We start from the raw sequence: 20,977 nt of genomic DNA, 5'->3' as shown, positions 1-20,977 counted from the left end.
CATCAACTTAAGAATTTAGAATTCCCCCCCAAAAACGAAATTTCGCCACAAGTTGTCACAAAATTTCGTTTTTGGGGTAGTTTTATTTTCTTAGCTTGATTTCGATGAGCGGTACCCCATAAAGGCCCCTGATACATAATTGATGTTCTGCTATTTGTAGAAAACAATCCACTTATACCATTTTAACAAGAAGAAATATCTCGTCCATGTTGTAATATTGGCTTACGTTAAGCTTGTGAAAAAATCATATTCATGTATAATACAATTGATGTATGATACAATAGTTGTAGGAGGGTGACCTTTTTGAAAAGAGAAGATGCTTTAAAACTAAGAAAAGATATCAAGAAAATGATTATAATAACTGGGGTTTTTGAATCTCAAAATTTGCCCAATGGACCATTTGAAAAACCTTTACCAACTTCTCAAATGATGGCGTTAGAAGAACTAGAGGTGGAAAAATTAACTGTTTGGCAACTATCCAATAAACTTAGATTAGAGACTTCAACTGTAAGTAGATTGGTAGATAAGTTAGTAAAAAAGGGGCTTATTTATCGTGAAGTAAATGAAAAAAATAGAAGAGAACTTTTTCTGCACCTCACAGAAAAAGGTCACATAACTGTTAATTGCTTAAGAGAGCAATCCATTACATTTTATCAAAGTATTCTCAATAATTTATCAGAATCAGAACAAAAAATAGTTGTGGATGGTTTTGAATTATTTATTGATTCTATTTCTAAGCCTTTTGATTAGAGTGAGGTAAGTCATAACATTTGGAGGATAAAATGAGTTTGCATTTTGAACGTCCTATTATTGAATTAAAAGAGAAATTTGATGAATTAAAGAAAATTATGAAAGAAAATAATGTAGATTTATCGTCAGAAATTCATGAATTAGAAAAACGTTTAAATAAAATGCAAGATAAAATTTATTCTAATATTACACCTTTTCAACGAGTTCAAATTGCAAGGCTACGTAACCGACCCACGACATTGGACTATATACCTTTATTGTTTACAAACTTTCTCGAAATTCATGGTGATCGATTATATGGTGATGATAAAGCAATGATAGGTGGTATTGCAAAATTTAAAGGAATGCCCGTTACGGTTATTGGTCATCAAAGAGGTAGAAATACAAAGGAAAGTATAGAAAGAAATTTTGGAATGGCACATCCAGAAGGTTATAGAAAAGCGCTAAGACTTATGAAACAAGCTGATAAATTTAATCGCCCTATTATTACATTTATTGATACAATAGGCGCCTATCCAGGGATAGGGTCTGAAGAACGTGGAATTTCTGAAGCGATAGCTCGAAATCTATTTGAAATGACTACACTTAAAGTGCCAATTGTTTGTATTGTAATTGGAGAGGCATCAAGTGGTGGAGCTCTTGGCATTAGTGTCGGTAACCATATCCATATGTTAGAGTATTCATGGTACTCGGTAATTTCGCCAGAAGGAGCAGCATCTATCCTATGGAAGGACGCTAAGTATGCTCCAGAAGCTGCTGAACATATGAAAATTTCAGCAAAAGATTTAAAACATTTAGGAATTATTGATGAAATCATTCCTGAAATTAAAGGTGGAGCACAAAATGATATACAATCACAAGCAAAAATGATTGAATCTGTAATCGAATCATCTCTAAAAAAATTGATACTATTATCCTCGGAAGAGCTTATACAACAGCGATATGAAAAGTATAGACAAATAGAGAATTATAAATGAAAGTATTTAAAGTCCGTATTACATTTCGGAGGATTATCGAAAAAAATTCTAAATATTTTGTAAGTAACCTCTTAAACTGGGATATGCTGATACTATCACTCTACAAAAGATGTGTGATCGGTATGGAAAAGGATAATTTGTTCAAATGGATCAACGTGGTGTGTACTATATATCGCGACTCAAATTAAACAATAGGATATATGTCAAAAATGAATTTCCTGAATACTTTCGAAACGGAACAATAAAAAAACAATATCAGTACATCAAAGTTGATTTAGAGCACATCATGGATACCTTAAAACCAGGACAGTCCTATGAAATAAAAGAAGCTTATATTGGAAAGGATAAAAAACTATTCACTCGGGTGATTATGTATCGATTAACAGAAAAACAACTTCGTGAGCGTATGAAAAAACAAGTGTACACAAAAAGTACACTTTGTTTTCATTTTTAAGTTGATGGGCATGTGTACTAGCCCCCTTTTGCTATTAATTTTCGTCGGATTTATGAACAGTTATCATAATGGAAAATTCATGACAACCCCATTTGTCAACATAATTTATTTACTGTAAACTTATATTTGTACTTACGTACAAGCAATTTTCTAATCTGCTTCAATTATAATTTGAATCATTTAATTTTTCTTCTTATCTGGCATCTACTCTTTAAACAAAAAACTCCCCTTAAATCGAAAATGATTAAGGGGAGTTTTATATACGATGCAATTATAGTTCAGATTTCACCCGAACAGAAACATTATTTTTAATTATATTTTTGACATCTTTAAAGCTAACAAAATTGTTACTTTTCTCATCCCAAAGACGGAAACGGAGTGAACGCAAGCTTGTAGCAAGCGTAATCGTTGGTACATTTTTTAAAGGAAGCGTATTGTTGTGTGCCTCTTCTAGTTTATAGTTAGGTACTCTTGGACTTAAATGGTGAACATGATGGAATCCAATATTACCCGTTAGAAATTGCAAAATTTTTGGAAGTTTATAAAAAGAACTTCCCTCCACTGCCGCTTTCACATATTCCCACTCTTTATCTTCTTCAAAATAAGAATCCTCGAATGTGTGCTGTACGTAAAACAACCAAATACCTATTGAACCTGCTATTAAAAATATAGAACCATGTACTAAAAGAAACGATTGCCATCCAATTGCCCAGCAAAGCATTCCTATAATAGCAACGATTAAAATATTCGTTAAATAAGTGTTCATACGTTCTTTTTTTCTAGCACCTTTTCGGTTAAATCTATTTTTAAGCAGGAAAACATAAATCGGGCCTAACCCAAACATAACGAATGGATTGCGATATAAACGATATGCTAAACGGAGTCTAAATGGTGCTGCTACATATTCATCTACTGTAAGCGTCCAAATATCTCCTGTACCCCTTTTATCCAAATTACCACTCGTAGCGTGGTGAATAGAATGCTCATGCCCCCACTGATCAAATGGGAATAATGTTAAAACACCCATACACGTTCCAACTATTCTATTTGCACGTCGACTTTTAAAAAACGAATAATGGGTGCAATCATGAAAAATAATGAAAATCCTTGTCATAAATCCAGCGGCTAACAGTGCTGGAACTAATGTTAACCAATAAGAAACTGACAAACTTTTATAAGCAAGGTACCATAAAATAATAAATGGCACGATTGTGTTGATCAGTTGCCAAACACTTTTTTTAATCGTTGATTTTTCAAAAGGAGCAACTTGTTTTTTTAAATTTTTAGTATTTTCTAAGGTCATTGTTCTAATTCCTTTCCTTTTTGTTGCTAATTCATATTATAGCACACTATTAGTATCAGGTGTTAAAAGTAGCTATAATAAATATTTTATACTATAAAAATCTCTTTTTTCTTACTCATTACTTACAAATTTCTTACGTCCAAAATAGCTTCTATAATTGGACAAACGGAGCATTATATATCAAAGAAACTTCGAATTTTTCCAATAAGTACATAAAAAAACAGAGAGTTTTTTCACAAGAAGAAAAGAGCTACCATAAGTCAATTTCACCGACTTATGGCAGCTCCTCTTCTTTTTACCTTATTTTATCGATGAAGCCAAACTGCACCTGCAGACTTGTCTTCAGCTTGGCCTACCACTTCAAACTTCAGTCCTAATTTTGGTAACTTACGTCCTGCATCAGGAATAATGCTGTTGATGTATTGCTTAGAATCATCAAATTTCGCCACTCCTGGTAATCCTTTATAATCAAAGATACCGCGAGTTGGTGAATTTACTTTCCATGCTGGCGTTTGATCAAATGAGAATGCCGCATCGGCAATTTGATAACGCGTACTGCTCTTCACAGTAGGTTGTCCGTTTAATGTCCCTACAATTGCCTCTGGATGAGAATCTACAACTCCTAAGAACCCTTCACCTGGATGAACGCCTACCCAGTTATCTGTAAAGCTTTGATCCGCATACCATACAACCATTCCTGTATTAAATACTGGGCCACGTGCATGTTGTAACGCAGTGTCAGAACCAGCGTAATTTCTCCACTCTACATAGTAATTATGTTTTTTCTGTTCAAATCCGTTAGACACAGTAAAGCCTTTTAACGTCATTGCTGGCTGACCTTCTGCATCATCAGAGAAAACAACTTTTCCATCTACAGTTAAGGCTGCATTATCTAACGCAAATCCTTTATAAGCTACTGCAATATCTGTTAAGTACTCAAATTGCAGTTTTACTTTTTTTCCTTTGAATTGGCTTAAATCGTATGATTTATCAACCCATTTACCATCAGTTGTATCCGCGCCGCCTTTTACATCTTTTTCGCCCATTCTATCAATGCGTGTCTTCGTTCCATCTTCTGCAATCGCATATACGTCAAGGAAATCATACTTCGCTTCAAGTTCGTAAAATGCCTTATAATCGAACTTGGCATCCTTTGCATTTGTTAAGTCAAATACTGGTGTCTCAAGTGTTGTATGAATGTCATTTCCTTTTGTACTATAATAGAACTTCTTACCAAACGCCGATTCGATATTTTTTATATCTTTGTCCGGCAAGTTAACACGAACGATTCCAGGTCGTTTAGATTTTGTAGTACTTTGATCTACATATGTTGCAACACCGATGCCTTTGCTAAGTTTGTCATAATCTACTTCAAGGATATTCGCCCAGTTCCCCTTCATATTCTTTTGGAAAAACTCTTTATTTTGTGGTGAGAAACTCGTTGGCTCTGTTCCTGCAATTTTTCCAGCCCAGCTACCACCACTCATAATAGACCATGACTCAACAGGTTCACCTTGTCCTGAGTACTTTGTATCATATTCATCTGGTAAACCTAAATCATGACCATACTCATGTGCAAACACACCAACTGCTCCGTCTTCAGGCTCGATTGTATAATCATATGCAGCCATCTTTCCACCCCAGTTCGAAACAGAAGATTTCGTGCCATCAATTGCATATGGTTTTGAACCTAGTTTTGAACGATGTGACCAAATCGCATCATCTTTCAATTTACCGCCGCCAGCTTCTTGACCAACGCCAGCATGTACAACCATTAAATGATCAATAATGCCATCTGGCTCATTTTTATTTCCATCACCATCTTGATCGTATTGATCAAATTGGTCATAGTCTGCTAAATTGATTCCTTTTGCTACCGCTGCTTTTAATGCTTCTTTCACAAAATCTTTTGGTCCTAAAGGCCCCTTGTTATCATGCCCAGTACCCGCATCAGCACCATAATCTGATGCTTTTCCTGGAACAGTAAGCCATTCTGTTACAGTCCCATCAACTGTATAGCTACCACCAGATTGCTCTTCATAATATTGCTTAAATGTGTTAATCTTCGATCCATCAAATAAAGTGAATGGTTCATCACCAAATAACATTTTTTGATAATGTTCACGATTAAAGTCCTTAGAATACATGTATCCTGGCTCTTGATCAATATTGTTATGCTTAAAATCGCTAAATTCTACAAGTAAAACAAGTACTTTATCTTTTCGAACAGCTCCATTGTATTCTTCTTGCTTCGCTGATGTAGTAGGTACTTTTCCATTTAATTTCCCTGGATTTAATGCTGCACCTTGTCCAGCTACTGGGCCTACTTCAGGCTGCTGTGCCTGCTCATTTTCCTTCATTTTTGCATCTTTTACTTTTTTCATAAAATCAGAAGCTTCTTGTGTAAGACTATCTCCTGTTAAGATTTCTTTCCCAGGGTTTTCCCCTTTCTTTTTCTCAACATATTTTTCGACAGCCTTTGACGTCTCAGCTTGTGATGCAGATTGATCAATTACCCCCCGTTGTTTTAGTGCTTCTGCCAAACGCTCCTCCGGTATTAAGTGCTCATCTATTGGTAGAGATGATGTTGGTGTCTCAGCATACGCTGCGTGACCTCCAAAAGCAAACGTACTACTTAGTACTGCTGCTGTTGTTAATACGGCTAATGGTTTTAATTTCTTTTTCTTTTTCAATGCATTTCCTCCCCAGTGTCTGCAAATTATCGTTTTTTGCCGATAACAACATAATATTCGTTATAATACGAATATTCAATCTTTTTCAACAAATAAAATGTTGAGAAATATTTTTTATGCAGAGAGAAATACAAAAGATAGAAAAACAAACAGGCTCTCCTATAAATAACAGTGAACTTTTATATGTTCTTAGTTACAATTAAAATCCAGTAAATCTGAGATTTATATTTTTTTAATAAAAATAAGAATTAAATATTTTCTATACTATTTAATCTATGGATTACCATATTACTCACTATTCTCATTATTACAAGCTAATAGTGGTTCATACATCATTATAGCGTGATTCTCCGTTACATATTGATCTTCTATTAACTGTTTCTGTTGATTATATACTTTACGTTGAATCACATTATGTCGTATATAACCGCCCCAGTATGCAGGTTGAATTGAGTGTTCTTTCTCATACACTTCATATTGATAAAGTTGCGGATAGACTGTTCTCCATTCACCAACTAAATATTCATCTGTCATATAAAGGTGAAGTTGATACGGTTGGTCCGTTTCATTTTTAATTTGTAAATCCAAATAGTTATAGGAACAAGTCGCTCCACTCCCAAACGGTTGAGTTCGCCTAGAATCAGGAAAGACATCAAAGCTATGACGATATCGTTCTGTTACTGTCAGTGGTGTATGTAAAGTCATCCAATATATTAAATTCGAAAGCTGACAAAGACCTCCTCCAATACCTGTTTTAAACGATCCGTAGTGTAATACCATACCTTCTACATACCCTTTTTTCCTCGTAGGCTTACCTATTAAACGCCAGTAAGAAAATGTTTCTCCTGGTCTAATGACGATACCATTTAGTTTTTTAACAGCAATTTTCAAATTAACAACCTTATTCTGTTGATACCACATATCTACATCTTTGAGCTTACGAAGTAATATCGTTCGGTGCTGAATTGCTGTACAAGGTAGCTTTTCTTGTTGGAGCCTTTTTGCATATGTTTTTCCGTCTACTAACCACTGAATGTATCTCTTTGTAGAGTAATACCACGTCCCTAGCATAATGCGATACTTAGACCGCTGTTTAGGACGTAAGTGCACTATATTCATTTTATTCCCTCTCTCTTTCTTCAACTAAATTCTAATATACCTCTAATCCAATAAACTACAGTTTTCTTAGCTGCATAATAATTTTCGTAAATAAAGTGAAACTTTAATCAGCCCTCACCAATCGGGCTTTTACAGGCAGCCCGACCCCCACCTAACTTCTTTGCTTTCGCTGATTTTTGAGGTGGGGGTCTTACTGCCCGGCAAATAGCGGGATAAAAAAGACAAAAAAAAATAATAAATTTACTCTAGTGGAGATTTTATTTTGAGGATTGCTTTATAATTATATGAAATTGCGCTGCAATACGATAAATTGAAATAAACACATTATAAATATAACGAATAATATTAAATAAAAAATAATGAAAATTAAAGAAATTCTAAAGTATTAATATATTTTTCGTAAATATTAATTGATAATACATTAGACTTTACTATATGTATAAATTCTCTATTCTACAAAACGAAATTTTTTAATGTAAGAAAAAAATATAATTCCCCTTTAACGTTTATACAAGTCTCATCTGGAAAAATTCCCAAAACAATCCGAACCCTTATATTTAGAATAAACGCAAAAAATTGCCACCAGTTAGCTTAACTGGTTGGCAATTTTTTAACGAGAATGCTTTACAAATAGTTGAATTGCTTCTTCTGGTACATAGCACTTTCCATTACTCTCTACAATAATACTTCCTAATTCATACCCTTTACCATTGATACGAATTATATTTTTGTTACCAAATAGTTGTGCTTCTACTTTATTATGTTTTACCACGAGTAACGGGTTTACTCCTTCGGTTTTGTCGGCTGTTACAGTTGCACCGATTTTCTTAAAGGCTTGTTCACTCTCTAAAAATATTTTATTCGTTACTTCTTCTAAGTTAAAGCCCATCGCTTTGGCCATCGTCTTCGCAATGTCTGTATTCTGGATTAAGCCTTCTGGTTTTTGAGGTCCATAAGAATATAAGAATACATCCTCACCTGTATGTCCTCCTGTCGTAAAGCCGATATTTGCACGATTAGCCAATAATATAGTAAGGATTCGTCCTACATCCATTTTCTTTTTTGCCGCTTTTAATTTTTCTTTTTCATCATGAGTTAAATTGTCCAAACCGTATAGTTTAGCTACATCTTCTACATTTGATAAATCAGATTTCAGTTTATTTATAGTTCCTTCAAGTGTCATTTCCGCCTTTTTCAATGGATCGATGTATGCAGAAACTGGTGTAGTATTGTATCCTTTTGTCGTATTCCTATTCCCTATAGAGATACCACTGTTACCATGATCAGTTAAAGCTATAAGCATCGTATCCCCATCTTTCTTCGCAAATTGTAACGCCTTTGCTACCGCTTTATCAAATGCCAATACATCACTAATCATCCCAATTGGATCATTAGCATGGGCTGCCCAATCAGGCTTACTACCTTCTACAAATAAAAAGAAACCATCTTTGTCTTTTGATAATGTTTGAATTGCTTTTTCTGTCATTTGAGAAAGTGTTGGTTGTTCTGGATTTGTTGCTATACGATCTATATCAAACGCAAGAGCATGATTTGAGAAAGAGCCCCAAATTTTATTAGATTTGGAGTTCAATAACGCATCTTTTGTTTCAACAAAATCGTATCCTTTGTCTTGAATCACCTTCACTAAATTTTCACCATCTTTTCGGATTCCATTACTTTTCATAGGTAGCAGCGCCGCTTTTCCCCCGCCTAATACGACATCTATATTTTGATATACTTGCTGCTTCGCAATTACGTCAAATTGCTTGCGATTGACATGGTGAGCCGAGAATCCCGCCGGAGTAGCATGCTGAATTTCAGATGTAGCAACAATTCCAGTTGCACGACCAGTACGTTTTGCACCTTCCAATACGTTTGCGACCGGCCGTAACTTGTCCTCTTCTTTTATTGGCTTTAAGTTAGGTGAATTTACAATAGAAGGTAGTACGCCTACATATCCTGAATTCGATTTATTTCCAGTTGCTAATGCTGTTGCTGCTGGCGCTGAGTCTGTAATAGCTGATTCCGCCGAAAACGTACGAACACCTCCTGTTACAATTTGATCTAACGTAAGCGGTGCCCCTTTATACCAGCGAGCCAATGTTGTCGCCGTTGAACTCGTTCCGTCCATAACCATCATAATTATATTTTTAGGCTGGTGTTCTACTTTTTTCACCTTAGCTTTGGCCGCATGATAATTCATCATACTTTCCGTACTTAATACGCTTACTATTATAGCTCCCACTAATAGTAATTTTTTCATCTTCACACCATAATTCAACATGATTGTTCCTCCATAAACTTTGCATTCATTTAAATACACCTTATTTCCTTTTTCATTCCACAACCTACATATGTTTTATTAGTTCCCAATTCTCATAAAGCTAACAATAGTTACTTTCTCTTTCTTTCCTTAATTAAATACCGGTATGTGTCATCTATCTTATAAAAAAGATTTAGCATCCTTTTCATTAATTACTTGTTTAACAATAAATCCTCGATTAAAAGAAATAAAAATTTATTGTTAAACAATAAATTTCATGTTAAATTAATAAGATAATAAATAAATGAGGTGCTTTTTATGAAACAAGGATCAACACTCTTTTTAAAGACCGTTGTGATTCTGATCGGTATCCCTGTTCTTGCTATGTGCATTTTTTTAGTCCCTAAAATAGGAAATTTCGCCGCAGAATTATATCCGGATATTGCACATATTAAATATCTTGTATTTATCAATTTATACGCAACAGCAATACCTTATTACTTCGCACTGTACCAAACATTTAAGCTTTTAAACTATATTGATAAAAACAACGCATTCTCAGAGTTATCTGTAAAAGCTTTAAAAAATATTAAGTACAGCGCATTGGCAATTAGTGTATTATATGTATTAGGTATGCCACTTTTCTATCTCGTGGCAGAGAGAGATGACGCCCCTGGCATTATTATTATCGGAATGATTATGATTTTTGCTTCAATGGTAATCGCGGTCTTTGCTGCCGTTCTCCAAAGACTATTAAAAGATGCTATAGATATAAAATCAGAAAATGATTTAACGGTCTGAGGTGAATAATATGGCAATTATTATTAATATTGATGTAATGTTAGCAAAAAGAAAAATGAGTGTAACAGAACTTTCGGAGAAGGTTGGAATTACAATGGCTAACCTTTCTATCTTGAAAAATGGAAAAGCAAAAGCAGTCCGTTTTTCAACTTTAGAAGCCATTTGCAAGGCATTAGAATGCCAACCGGGGGATATTTTAGAATATCAACCTGAAGATACCGAATAAAAAGAGTCCTTCATATGAGTAATGGGTTCAGTTTAGGAAGAGAAAAATGCTAATAAACATTAGAAATAACAAACTAAAACGCTCAGAAAATATTCTGAGCGTTTTTTATTTCCCTCTTCAACTAAAGCACCAGTTAGTGTAAAAAGCTATTTCACCATTTGTATGGCTAACTTATCTTTTAACATTGACCTATATGAGTCAATTTCATATTTTGTATTATTGATTTTTCTTTTTTCATTTTTAACATATCGAATATTTCTAATTCTAAATTCCTTCTAGCTTCAAGAACTTTTATCGCTCCTTCTACACCTGAATGGTTATGTTCTTTTCCATAGCCTTGGTTAGTGTAATAGTCGATAATTCCTGTGGACCATTCTGGAGTTCTTTCTTTTAACGCCTTCCTAAATGAAAATTCAAGATTATCTTGTTCTACATACAATAACATTGGATTTAAATTCTCTATGATTTTTGCAACTTTCATTACATAATTTATCATTTTTTCTTTTTGTTCACCATATTTAATCATCCCAATAGTTAATGGATTTTGTATGAAACAACATTCAAAAATATAAACCTTATTGTCTTCTAGAGCAATTTCAGCAAAGTCATTCCATTTATCAGCAATTAATTCAACATTTTTATCGAATGGTAATTCATATATATCGTTTTTTAAAATAACGTTAAATAATTCGTCCGAAAACTGGTCACCAAACTCATTTTTTATCTTTCTGTATGGTAATAAATAATTGCTTCCTTTTTTTAGAACTTTCTTAAGGAGCACTTCTTTAAAACCTCCACTGTTAGATAATAATCTATCGAACTCAAATTTATTAAAACAAGATACACCATCATAGTCGGCTGGGTGGTTCAAATTTCCCTCTAAAAATAGTTCAACTTCAATTTTATTTTGGCTTAGAATTTCATTTATTAGCTTTGCAGTGGTTGATTTTCCAAATCCAGGTAACCCTTCTACTATTATTAGTTTTGTATTCATAGTTATAAACCCCTATCTTCAAAGTATTTAACCAAGATTAAAAAAATCACTTACTCCACTACAATCACCCCTTCAAAATATGATATTTACCATTTCCTTTGAAAAAACCTTCTTAAAGTAACCTGACAGCTAGTTTAAGAACATTTTTTCACGATCTCTATAATTATTTTAACATAAATTTTCCATTTATCTTGTTATTTAGAACACTATTTAACTATATAAAAGCGCTTAAACACTGTAATAACAATAAAAAAAGGGTTGCTAAATCATATGTGATTTACATCCCTAATTTGTGTGTTATTTTATATTTTCTCTCCCGTAACTGAACCCGTTATCATACGAGAAGGACTCTTTTTATTACACATTACGGCGCAAAACTAATTTGACCAGTAAACAATAGGATAATTGCTATGATCCAAAATATAAAGAATGATGAGGACAGTATTAATGAAAGGATAGCAATCCCCTTCTTCTCTGTTTTTTTCGTCATTGTGATTATTGAAAGCATGATACCTACACCTGTCAGGGCAATTGTAATATACTCTCCAACTATATTACCTGCATTCGCTATCCTTGTTGGCGTTATAAAAACGAATAGAAAACACAAAATGCCGATGAGTAAAGATATATAGCTTATTATACTGTACTTCTTTTTAGGAACTATTTCTGTTTTCATACTAATCCCACCCCTTCTATATAGCTATGAGTTTATATTAGCATGAATAACCATAATTTGGTTATAATAAAAAGCAGATAAAATGGACACTATCACTTTATCTGTCAATTTATTTCTATCTAACAACTAACCTGACTATTTCTTTACTAAAGATAGACAATCATTCTTTAATCCACGGCAATTGGTATATAATAGCTCTAAAAAATAAAGACTGTACCTTTAAAATGAAAGATACAGTCTTTATTAATAACTTTTTTATAAAGAAAACTCTCTATCACTCACTACCTTAAAAAACTGCGAGTAATGCGATAAAGAATAATCCGCTACATCACAATTACCTTGAAACATACATGTTGAAATACCTAATTCTTTTGCAGGTAATAAATCTAATTCTCTATCTCCAATAGCTAAATCAATATTGTATTTTTTATGCAGATGATCGTAAGCTAAAGAGTTCGGCTTTCGGGGAAAGCCATCGTCAATTGTAACCATATCTACAAAGTATTTTTCCCAGCCATAATATTTTAAAATGTCCATAACTCCAGCCCTATGTTTATGGGTCATAATCACATTTTTATCTGCAAATTTCAAAACCTCTTCGACACCTGCAAAAGGTTTCATATCTTTTGGCGTGAATTTTCCCTTCAAAACTTTAATCTTTTCTTCCTGCTCGCATGAAATATTATAATACTGAATTGCATGAGATTATGATATTTTTAAGTTTTTGTATATTTCTTGTTTTTCTACTGAATCACCTAATATTTCAGAAAGCATCATTGTATATGCAGGATACGTATCAAATAACGTCCCATCAAAATCCCATAAAATATTCATTCTATTCACCTTCTATGTTCAAATCATTTAATGACTAAATCCGCCCTATCCCTCGGCGATTCCATTTCTAAGTAATAATCCTCTGTTTTCCAATACCTATTTTCAAACTTTGAAAGGTTTTTCTGCGTTTTTTCACTCTCACGTAGAAACCTTGTTTCTCTTGGACAGTCCAAATAGACCATATAATGAAAGAAATCTCTCCATTCTTTTCTCTGCAGAAAAACTCCTTCAATAACAATTACGCCTACAATAGGAATCTGTACTTTTTTCATTTCACATGAGTCTGTTTCCTCTTGATAAAAAGGCAAAGTCAATTTTGTCTCATGTTGTAACTTCTGAAAAAACTTCTGCCTCAAGTATGTAATATCCCACTGTAAACAATAATACTCATACCATTCTTCATGGTTTGTATAATAGCGTCGATTACGCTCCACTATATGATCATCAATATGGAAAATATGAAACGGAATGCCTTCTTGTCTCATATTTTCTTTTAAATTTGCTACGAATGTTGTTTTTCCTGAACGACTTAAACCATCTATACCTAAAATGAATCTATTTTCCCTATGCTTCTTCATAATCGTTATAAGTTCGTTTGTACTCATTACTTCTTCCACTCTTCTTTTAATAAAGAATATAAAATGGTATCATGAGCAACTCCATTTTGAATCATATGTTTTCGAAGTAATCCTTCTTCTTGAAATCCTGCTTTTATTAACAGCTTTTGAGAAGCTTTATTTTCTACATATACAACCGCTGCGATTCTTATCAGTTGCAACATTTCAAATCCGTAAGCTAAAATCGCTTGTAATGCTTCCGATGCATATCCTTGTCCCCAATACGTATCATCTAATTCATAACCAATTTCAGCTCGTTTATGATTATTATTAATTAAATGAAATCCGCACGTTCCGATTAATTGGCCTGTCCCTTTTTTCTCGATTCCCCAGCGAAATACACTGCCCTCTTCATAACGATTTTTAAACGTTTGAATCGTTGTTTTCGCTTGCTCAATATTTTCAAAAGAATCCATTCCGAAATAACGTATAACTGATTCTTTCGAAAAATATTGGAACAGCGTTTCTGCATCTAATAGTGTAAGTTCTCTTAGTCGTAAACGTTCTGTTTCTAGTTTCGGAAATCCCATCTCTCTTTCACCCTCTATTCTAATGAACTGCAAATTTCAATATAATTTCCATCTGGATCAGCAATGTAGGCAATTGTTTGTCCCCACGGTTTTACAATAGGTTCAACTAAAATCTTGATTCCTTGTTCTCTAAATTGCTCAATCGTTTCTTGTACATTCTCAACAACGAATCCTAATTCGAAATGAGAAGACTGTAATTCACCTTCTGTAAGCGGTAGTCCTGTTAATTCTTTCACATCTTGCCGCGTATTCATCGCTAAAATGGTAGTTCCAGTATTAAATTCAATATATGTACCGTGCTCTGCTTTTATAGGTAACTGTAAAATATCTTTATAGAATTTTAAACATTCCTCAAACTTTTCTACATATAAAATGATGTACTTCATTTTCAAATCCATTTTACATCCCCTTTATATCTATCCCTAAAATTTCGACAAAAGTCTCACAAAAACCTTGTTCCTTGTAGTAATGAGCAAAAAAAATGAGGCCGATTTCTCGGCCCCCAGCTTATTGGCATAAAACAGGAGATTTGGTTTGGACATAACCAGTTCGTACTTTTATTATATTTTATTTTTTCTGAATTTTAAATACATTAAACACCTATTTATATTGAGAAAGTTTTTTGCTTGCATAAAATTAAAGAGTTTAAGAAATGATACAAATGGAGGTGTATACATATGGAACCAATGCTATGTCCAAGCTGTAAAACGAACCGTACTCGCTTTAATATTCTTGAGCAACAAGTAAAACCAGTCAAATTAAACCCACAAACTGGTCAAGTAGAAGAAGAATACACAAATGAAACGATGAATGCTTTTCATATGGCCTATCAAGGACCTACATACCGTGTCCAATGTGCTGTATGCGGACTTGTTGAAAACCCTGAACAATTTATTAAACCTGCGCAAAATCAGTCTTTCTAATAAAAACATTATTATCCCTTGTAGAAATAGATTTTTCTATAAGGGATTTTTCCATTTAATAAGTTAATTAAAGATGTATTTCTTCCTTATTATATATTAAAACCCACACCCTTTTGGTAATATTTACATAATTGAGGTGAAACAAATGATTTTAAATAAAAAGATAATGCTTCCATCAACATTTCTACTAGTAACTTGCCACATAGTCATCTTTTACTTTTGGATCTTCGATTGGAGGAAAATCTCGACTTCTTACGGTTTAGCTATATGGATATTTTCTACTGTTTGTGGTCTTTTACTTTATTTCCTTTATAAAAATCAAAAATCTAATAAATTGATATTAATTGCTAGTTCGTTATTATTAATTATTTCTTCTTCATTTATGATTTTTTTAGTTATTGTTACTGGTATCATCTTTGTAACTGTTAGTTCTATGAATTAAAAAATCGGTCTTTTATTATATAAAAAAGAATGAACAAAATAAATATATATAGAAATTAGAGAAGGTGATTCCCATAAATCTTCTCTAAGAATATCACTCTTTGTTAAAATATTTCCTTTTTCAACTTTTTAAGCTTTCTAAATAAATTAATAAACGCATATGAATATATACAAACTAAAAACCCTACCATACCTCTATATAATCCTGATTCTGATACTCCAAGAAAACATAAGTAAAGCACTGGAATTAACGTTACAAACATAATTGCAACGAACTGTATCAATTCAACAAGTTTTTGTATCTTCGTTTCTTTGTCTGAATAAATATCAGGTAACTCATTTTCCTCGTCTACTTCTTTACAGAAATAATTCCATTTCGCAAAACTCGTTACATGTTTCCAGCCACACATTTCATACATATCAATATATTCTAGTTGTTTTTCTTTCGAATCTTTATAATCCAGTCTAAAATCCGCTTTATATATTACATCTTTCGGTTCAGTTTTCTTAAACGTATACATTACATTATACTTTTGTAAAGCCCATCCTTTTTGATGCATTTTTCTTAAAAAAGCTTCTTCTTTTTCCAAGCTCCATATCGCGAAAGGTTTGAATACCTTCTTTGTCTCCATATTCCATTCACTCCCCTAATATACTATTCCCATTCCTTACAGATCTCTGTAACCTGTTATACTCGAGCTCTAACACTTCTCTCCCAAACGGCGTTAACTCATAGCACTTCTTTCTATCTGTAGAGGCAACTTCAACAATTAATTTTTCTTTAAGTAATTTCGTCGTATTCCCGTATAATGTACCAGGACCGAGTTTTACTTCTCCATTTGTCATCTCTTCTACCATTTGCATAATTCTATATCCGTGCATTGGTTTCACTAGTGACAACAGTATGTAATATGTCGCCTCAGTTAACGGAATATATTTTTGCGCTTTCGCATTCATTATAACCACCTCCGATACATCGTCTTATGATATATCGACTCACGATACATCGTATATCGATATTGTATAATCATATTCCAAAATATGCAAGAGTAATTTAATAATTAAATATCCATTTCTTTGAATTAAAAAATGATACCAATTTTCTGAATAATTTGTTAAAATATAGAAATATTAGCTCTTTTATAATGAAAGGAATGGTACATATGATAAATAAATTGAAAGAAAACATAGGATCTGTTTTTGTCGGTAAGGAAAATGTTATTGATCTACTGCTTGTTTCACTGCTTGCTGATGGACATGTACTACTCGAAGACGTGCCTGGTACTGGGAAAACGTTACTGGCGAAAACTATTTCAAAAAGTATTGGTGGTAGTTTTTCTCGTGTTCAATTCACCCCTGATGTACTTCCAAGTGATGTAACAGGTATTGAATACTTCAACCCAAAAACAAGTGAATTTGAGTTAAGAATTGGACCAATTATGACAAACATTTTGCTAGCAGATGAAATTAACCGTGCAATGCCGAGAACACAGTCTAGTTTGTTAGAAGCGATGGAAGAGCGACAAGTGACGCTTGAAAAACAGTCTACTCCTCTCCCGAAACCGTTCTTTGTTATTGCAACGCAAAACCCAATTGAATCACAAGGGACTTTCCCTCTTCCAGATGCACAGCTTGATCGCTTTTTAATGACGATTTCAATCGGTTATCCTACTCCTAAAGATGAGTTACAAATGATGCGACGTTTTCGTAACGATATACCATTAGAACGTGTCACACCTGTTATCTCATTAGAAGATATATTAGAATCACAGAAACAAGTAAAAGAAATTTTCATATCAGAACCGTTAGAACATTACATAATTAAACTTGCGCAAGCTACTCGAAATCACGATTATATCGCTAACGGTGTAAGCCCACGTGCCACACTTTCTTTAGTGCGCGCAGTTCAAGCATTAGCCTTCTTACGCGGGAGAGAATATTGCACCCCTGAAGATATACAATTTTTAGCTCCTTCTGTTTGGAATCACCGTATTGTCTTATCAATGGAAGGTGCTTTACGCACGACAAAAAATGATATTATGCAAAGTATTTTAAAAGAAATTGACGTACCTGTGGAGATTGAGCAAGCATGAATGGACAGCGCGTTTTAACTGTACCTTTATTTTTTCAACTCCATATTATTCAACTAACTGTGCCAGGCGCTATACTATTTACGTTTTTTATGCCGCAACGAATCATTATGTTTCTCTTTTTCTCCTATTATTTATTTGCGATTTTCATTTATAAATATGTCGCTTACATAGAGAAAAAATTCCAAGTAATTAACGAAAAACAAACAACTCGGCTTTTCCCTGATGAATCTGGACAGTTTTTTATTCATTTAAAAAATGGTGCAAACATACCACTCGTTAATGGTGTTTGTTATTTTCATTTAGATTCGTCTCTTATACAGCATAAAGATCAAGGAATTGAACAAATATCAAAAACGTTATTCTCTTTTCCATTTTCACAACCTGCACATTCGGCACAAAAGTGGGATTTAACATTAACCGCAACGAAACGTGGTGTGTTTCAAATTGAACAGTTTGAATGTGTATTAAAAGATCCTTTTCATTTATTAACTGTACACCTACCCGTTTTCGATAAGTTAAAAACTGAAATTATTGTGTATCCATCACCTAAAGAAGTCGCAGGTTTGCAAGAACTTCAGCAACTTTTAAATGGATCTTATCGAACCAATTTTTCTTTTTACAATGATGAAACATCTATTATCGGTGTAAAGCGATATGAGCGCGAGTCTTTCCGCTCTATTCATTGGAAAGCATCTGCTAAAATGCAACAATTACAAGCGAAGCAATATGAACCTGTAAAAAATTATAGTTGGACGATTTGTCTTTCTTTAGCTGCCGATCGCGGGTTTGGTTGGAAAGATAATGTTGAAGATTTAATTTCATTCGCAACATACATTTGCCAATATGCAACGAAGCATCACATACCGTTTGAATTATTTATTAGTGTATTAGCAGAAGGTGGTGCATTACATTTATCGTTACATGAAGGGCAAACGCAATATGCAAAAGCTTTAGAAGAATTAGCACGTATTTCAGATGATAGTACGTTACTTCCGAAACAAGGATTCCTTCATTATGTAACGAGAAAGAGAGAGCGATCGTCTACAATGATATACATTGGTTTACAAAGAAATGAACCCCCTCTTCTCTCGCAGCCAACGTTCCTCATTAATAGCGAAGGGATGGTGGAATCGGTTGAAAACTTGGCTCTATCACGTTAATGACTTTATTTTGCTTCTCCTCCTTTCATTATTAACAGAAAGGGATGACCTTGTTGCTATTTCCATATTTTTAGCAACAGGCTATGTAGGCGTATTTCTTATTCATAAATTCATGAAGAAAAAAACAACAGAATTTGTCATACTGTTCATTACTCAAATAATCGGTTGTTCTTTCCTTCTCCCATTCTCTCTATTCGGCACAATTATGTTACCGCTTTTCTTCTTTATCGTACATGTAATCGGACCAGGATATCCGGTACAAAAATCGTTAGGCGGTATTGTTTGGTTTAGTATTTCAGCCATATTTTATGCGCCCTTTCCACCTTTGTGGAAGCTGTTACTATTAGTTATACACATTATGATTACATTTTGGTTAACTGGGGCAAATCGGAATCAACAGTTATTACGTTTCACTTCCATCATTACCATTGGTGTAATGAGTATAGTACTTGTTCAAGTGTTTCCTTTCATTCGACTTATTTTTTCGTATATCATAGAAACAGTTGCATTAGGATTCGGATACGCTATCAATCCGTTATTTTCAGCAGCTGAATTAAAAGAAACTGATGATTTTTGGTCGAATAAAGGGAAGTTAAAGGATCCTCAAATTAAGGATGAGTTTGGACAGCGTGCCTTTGATCCAACTCTCATAAATAGCATTACCATAATAGTATGTACAACCATTGCTATTTACGTTGTTTGGAAAATAATAAAAAGACGAAAACAATTCAGTTTACCAAATATGCCCGCCTTCGAATCTACTATCATTACTGATAAAGAAGGAATGAGCCAAAATCGTTTTAAACGAAATAAACCTCCACATAACGAAATTCGGAAAGAAATTTTCAAGCTAGAGAGTAAGTTAACCCCTCCTTTAAATAGAAAACGGGGAGAAACTGTTGAGGCTTGGCTAGAAAGAATAAACGATGAAGAAGATGTAAATATTCAAAGTGATATTATTATAGACGCTTATAATACTGTGCGTTATTCAAATGGTGAAAACACTGTACTTCTGCATGAATTTAAGGAAGAGATTCATAAGCTTTATGCATATCAAAAACATTTGAAGAAAAGAAAGAAATAAGACAACAAAAGACTCCTATTTTTTCATTCATGTGCTCAGTTTAGGGAGAGAAAAATGCTAATAACCATTAGAAATAACACAATAATTTGTATGTATTTCGCATTATAAATAGCAAACTAAAACGCTCAGAAAATATTCTGAGCGTTTTTATTTCCTTCTTCAACTAAAGTACCAGTTAGTGCAAAAAGCTATTTCACCATTTGTATTGTTAACTTATCTTTTAACATTGAGCTATATGAGTCAATTTCATATTTTGTATTATTGATTTTTTCTTTTTTCATTTTTAACATATCGAATATTTCTAATTCTAAATTCCTTCTAGCTTCAAGAACTTTTATCGCTCCTTCTACACCTGAATGGTTATGTTCTTTCCCATAGCCTTGGTTAGTGTAATAGTCGACGATTCCTGTGGACCATTCTGGAGTTCTTTCTTTTAGTGCCTTCCTAAATGAAAATTCAAGATTATCTTGTTCTACATACAATAACATTGGATTTAAATTCTCTATGATTTTTGCAACTTTCATTACATAATTTATTATTTTTTCTTTTTGTTCACCATATTTAATCATCCCAATAGTTAATGAGTTTTGTATGAAACAACATTCAAAGATATAAACCTTATTGTCGTCTAGAGCACTTTCAGTAAAGTCATTCCATTTGTCAGCAATTAGTTCAACATTTTTATCGAATGGCAATTCATATATATCGTTTTTTGAAATATCGTTAAATAATTCGTCCGAAAACTGATCACCAAACTCATTTTTTATCTTTCTGTATGGTAATAAATAATTGTTTCCTTTTTTTAGAACTCTTTTAAGAAGCACTTCTTTAAAATCTCCACTGTTAGATAATAATCTATCAAATTCAAATTTATTAAAACAAGATACACCATCATAGTCGGCTGGATGGTTCAAATTTCCCTCTAAAAATAGTTCAACTTCAATTTTATTTTGGCTTAGAATTTCATTTATTAGCTTTGCAGTGGTTGATTTTCCAAACCCAGGTAAACCTTCTACTATTATTAGTTTTGTGTTCATAG

Annotated in this window: 20 protein-coding genes and 3 pseudogenes; 10 read left to right on the top strand and 13 right to left on the bottom strand. The window is 33.3% G+C overall.

Going from position 1 to position 20,977, the window contains the following annotated elements:
- Positions 1-303 precede the first annotated feature (303 nt).
- From JFU02_RS00785 to JFU02_RS00775, 3 genes and pseudogenes are all read left to right on the top strand, one after another.
- Positions 304-750, top strand: a complete 447-nt coding sequence (locus JFU02_RS00785; RefSeq protein ID WP_000817653.1) for a MarR family winged helix-turn-helix transcriptional regulator — start codon at positions 304-306, stop codon at positions 748-750.
- Positions 751-782: 32 nt separating this feature from the next.
- Positions 783-1,727 (top strand): acetyl-CoA carboxylase carboxyltransferase subunit alpha, encoded by a 945-nt coding sequence (locus JFU02_RS00780; protein WP_201069431.1) that lies wholly within the window; start codon positions 783-785, stop codon positions 1,725-1,727.
- A 142-nt stretch (positions 1,728-1,869) separates the two neighbouring features.
- Positions 1,870-2,160 (top strand): annotated as a pseudogene (locus tag JFU02_RS00775) (IS4 family transposase); the annotation flags it as partial.
- Between the two features lie 292 nt (positions 2,161-2,452).
- On the opposite strand, the gene desA reads toward JFU02_RS00775, so the two are convergent.
- The 4 genes from desA to JFU02_RS00755 all read right to left on the bottom strand — a co-directional run bounded on the left by desA (position 2,453) and on the right by JFU02_RS00755 (position 9,580).
- A complete protein-coding gene (gene desA / locus JFU02_RS00770) occupies positions 2,453-3,484 on the bottom strand; it encodes a Delta(5) desaturase DesA (protein ID WP_000171497.1) in 1,032 nt (343 codons plus the stop codon).
- Between the two features lie 305 nt (positions 3,485-3,789).
- Positions 3,790-6,177, bottom strand: a complete 2,388-nt coding sequence (locus JFU02_RS00765; RefSeq protein ID WP_000727446.1) for an immune inhibitor A domain-containing protein — start codon at positions 6,175-6,177, stop codon at positions 3,790-3,792.
- Between the two features lie 288 nt (positions 6,178-6,465).
- Positions 6,466-7,296 carry a VanW family protein gene (locus JFU02_RS00760; RefSeq protein ID WP_001028247.1) on the bottom strand — a complete coding sequence of 277 codons (831 nt, stop codon included), beginning with the start codon at positions 7,294-7,296 and terminating at the stop codon, positions 6,466-6,468.
- Positions 7,297-7,906: 610 nt separating this feature from the next.
- On the bottom strand, positions 7,907-9,580 hold the full coding sequence (locus JFU02_RS00755) for an alkaline phosphatase (RefSeq protein ID WP_061665897.1): 1,674 nt from the start codon (positions 9,578-9,580) through the stop codon (positions 7,907-7,909).
- 297 nt (positions 9,581-9,877) lie between these two features.
- Here JFU02_RS00755 and JFU02_RS00750 point away from each other — a divergent pair, with 297 nt between their 5' ends.
- Both JFU02_RS00750 and JFU02_RS00745 read left to right on the top strand, forming a co-directional pair.
- On the top strand, positions 9,878-10,360 hold the full coding sequence (locus tag JFU02_RS00750) for a DUF2975 domain-containing protein (RefSeq protein ID WP_000809116.1): 483 nt from the start codon (positions 9,878-9,880) through the stop codon (positions 10,358-10,360).
- 10 nt (positions 10,361-10,370) lie between these two features.
- The gene (locus JFU02_RS00745; protein WP_000974619.1) at positions 10,371-10,586 is read left to right on the top strand and encodes a helix-turn-helix domain-containing protein; all 216 of its coding nucleotides are present in this window, start codon (positions 10,371-10,373) and stop codon (positions 10,584-10,586) included.
- Positions 10,587-10,732: 146 nt separating this feature from the next.
- Here the strand turns inward: JFU02_RS00745 and JFU02_RS00740 are convergent.
- From JFU02_RS00740 to JFU02_RS00715, 6 genes and pseudogenes are all read right to left on the bottom strand, one after another.
- Positions 10,733-11,580 (bottom strand): annotated as a pseudogene (locus tag JFU02_RS00740) (hypothetical protein).
- 364 nt (positions 11,581-11,944) lie between these two features.
- Positions 11,945-12,256 carry a hypothetical protein gene (locus JFU02_RS00735; RefSeq protein WP_201069429.1) on the bottom strand — a complete coding sequence of 104 codons (312 nt, stop codon included), beginning with the start codon at positions 12,254-12,256 and terminating at the stop codon, positions 11,945-11,947.
- A gap of 255 nt (positions 12,257-12,511) precedes the next feature.
- Positions 12,512-13,090, bottom strand: a pseudogene (locus JFU02_RS00730) (HAD-IA family hydrolase).
- 23 nt (positions 13,091-13,113) lie between these two features.
- Positions 13,114-13,695, bottom strand: coding sequence for a kinase (locus JFU02_RS00725; RefSeq protein WP_086407399.1), 582 nt, complete (start codon positions 13,693-13,695; stop codon positions 13,114-13,116).
- On the bottom strand, positions 13,695-14,237 hold the full coding sequence (locus JFU02_RS00720; protein WP_000506677.1) for a GNAT family N-acetyltransferase: 543 nt from the start codon (positions 14,235-14,237) through the stop codon (positions 13,695-13,697). Before JFU02_RS00720 ends, JFU02_RS00725 begins: the two co-directional genes overlap by 1 nt.
- 14 nt (positions 14,238-14,251) lie before the next feature.
- The gene (locus JFU02_RS00715) at positions 14,252-14,635 is read right to left on the bottom strand and encodes a VOC family protein (protein WP_000364499.1); all 384 of its coding nucleotides are present in this window, start codon (positions 14,633-14,635) and stop codon (positions 14,252-14,254) included.
- Between the two features lie 279 nt (positions 14,636-14,914).
- On the opposite strand from JFU02_RS00715, the gene JFU02_RS00710 reads away from it, so the two are divergent.
- Together JFU02_RS00710 and JFU02_RS00705 are read left to right on the top strand one after the other, a co-directional pair.
- Complete coding sequence (locus tag JFU02_RS00710; RefSeq protein ID WP_000433609.1) at positions 14,915-15,160, top strand: hypothetical protein; 246 nt, start codon at positions 14,915-14,917, stop codon at positions 15,158-15,160.
- Positions 15,161-15,305: 145 nt separating this feature from the next.
- A complete protein-coding gene (locus JFU02_RS00705) occupies positions 15,306-15,602 on the top strand; it encodes a hypothetical protein (protein ID WP_080546835.1) in 297 nt (98 codons plus the stop codon).
- A 103-nt stretch (positions 15,603-15,705) separates the two neighbouring features.
- Here the strand turns inward: JFU02_RS00705 and JFU02_RS00700 are convergent, their stop codons facing one another.
- Together JFU02_RS00700 and JFU02_RS00695 are read right to left on the bottom strand one after the other, a co-directional pair.
- Complete coding sequence (locus JFU02_RS00700; RefSeq protein ID WP_308201928.1) at positions 15,706-16,161, bottom strand: DUF2812 domain-containing protein; 456 nt, start codon at positions 16,159-16,161, stop codon at positions 15,706-15,708.
- A 79-nt stretch (positions 16,162-16,240) separates the two neighbouring features.
- The gene (locus JFU02_RS00695) at positions 16,241-16,558 is read right to left on the bottom strand and encodes a PadR family transcriptional regulator (protein ID WP_201069428.1); all 318 of its coding nucleotides are present in this window, start codon (positions 16,556-16,558) and stop codon (positions 16,241-16,243) included.
- A gap of 206 nt (positions 16,559-16,764) precedes the next feature.
- Here JFU02_RS00695 and JFU02_RS00690 point away from each other — a divergent pair, with 206 nt between their 5' ends.
- Genes JFU02_RS00690 through JFU02_RS00680 form a run of 3 tightly spaced genes read left to right on the top strand, consistent with a single transcriptional unit; the run spans position 16,765 to position 19,938 of the window.
- Positions 16,765-17,694: an AAA family ATPase gene (locus JFU02_RS00690; protein ID WP_000608782.1), complete on the top strand. Its 930-nt coding sequence runs from the start codon at positions 16,765-16,767 to the stop codon at positions 17,692-17,694.
- On the top strand, positions 17,691-18,854 hold the full coding sequence (locus JFU02_RS00685; protein WP_001014348.1) for a DUF58 domain-containing protein: 1,164 nt from the start codon (positions 17,691-17,693) through the stop codon (positions 18,852-18,854). Before JFU02_RS00690 ends, JFU02_RS00685 begins: the two co-directional genes overlap by 4 nt.
- Complete coding sequence (locus JFU02_RS00680) at positions 18,829-19,938, top strand: DUF4018 domain-containing protein (RefSeq protein WP_201069427.1); 1,110 nt, start codon at positions 18,829-18,831, stop codon at positions 19,936-19,938. Before JFU02_RS00685 ends, JFU02_RS00680 begins: the two co-directional genes overlap by 26 nt.
- A 188-nt stretch (positions 19,939-20,126) precedes the next feature.
- Here JFU02_RS00680 and JFU02_RS00675 read toward each other — a convergent pair whose 3' ends face one another.
- Entirely contained in the window at positions 20,127-20,975 is an 849-nt protein-coding gene (locus tag JFU02_RS00675; RefSeq protein ID WP_086407395.1) for a P-loop NTPase family protein, read from the bottom strand.
- Positions 20,976-20,977: the final 2 nt, after the last annotated feature.

Origin of the sequence: Bacillus sp. TH13 (assembly GCF_016651175.1) — a bacterium.
Classification (GTDB): Bacteria; Bacillota; Bacilli; order Bacillales; family Bacillaceae_G; genus Bacillus_A; species Bacillus_A thuringiensis_S.
Note: the sequence above shows the minus strand (reverse complement) of the source record. Positions and strands in the feature narration are given on the sequence as shown.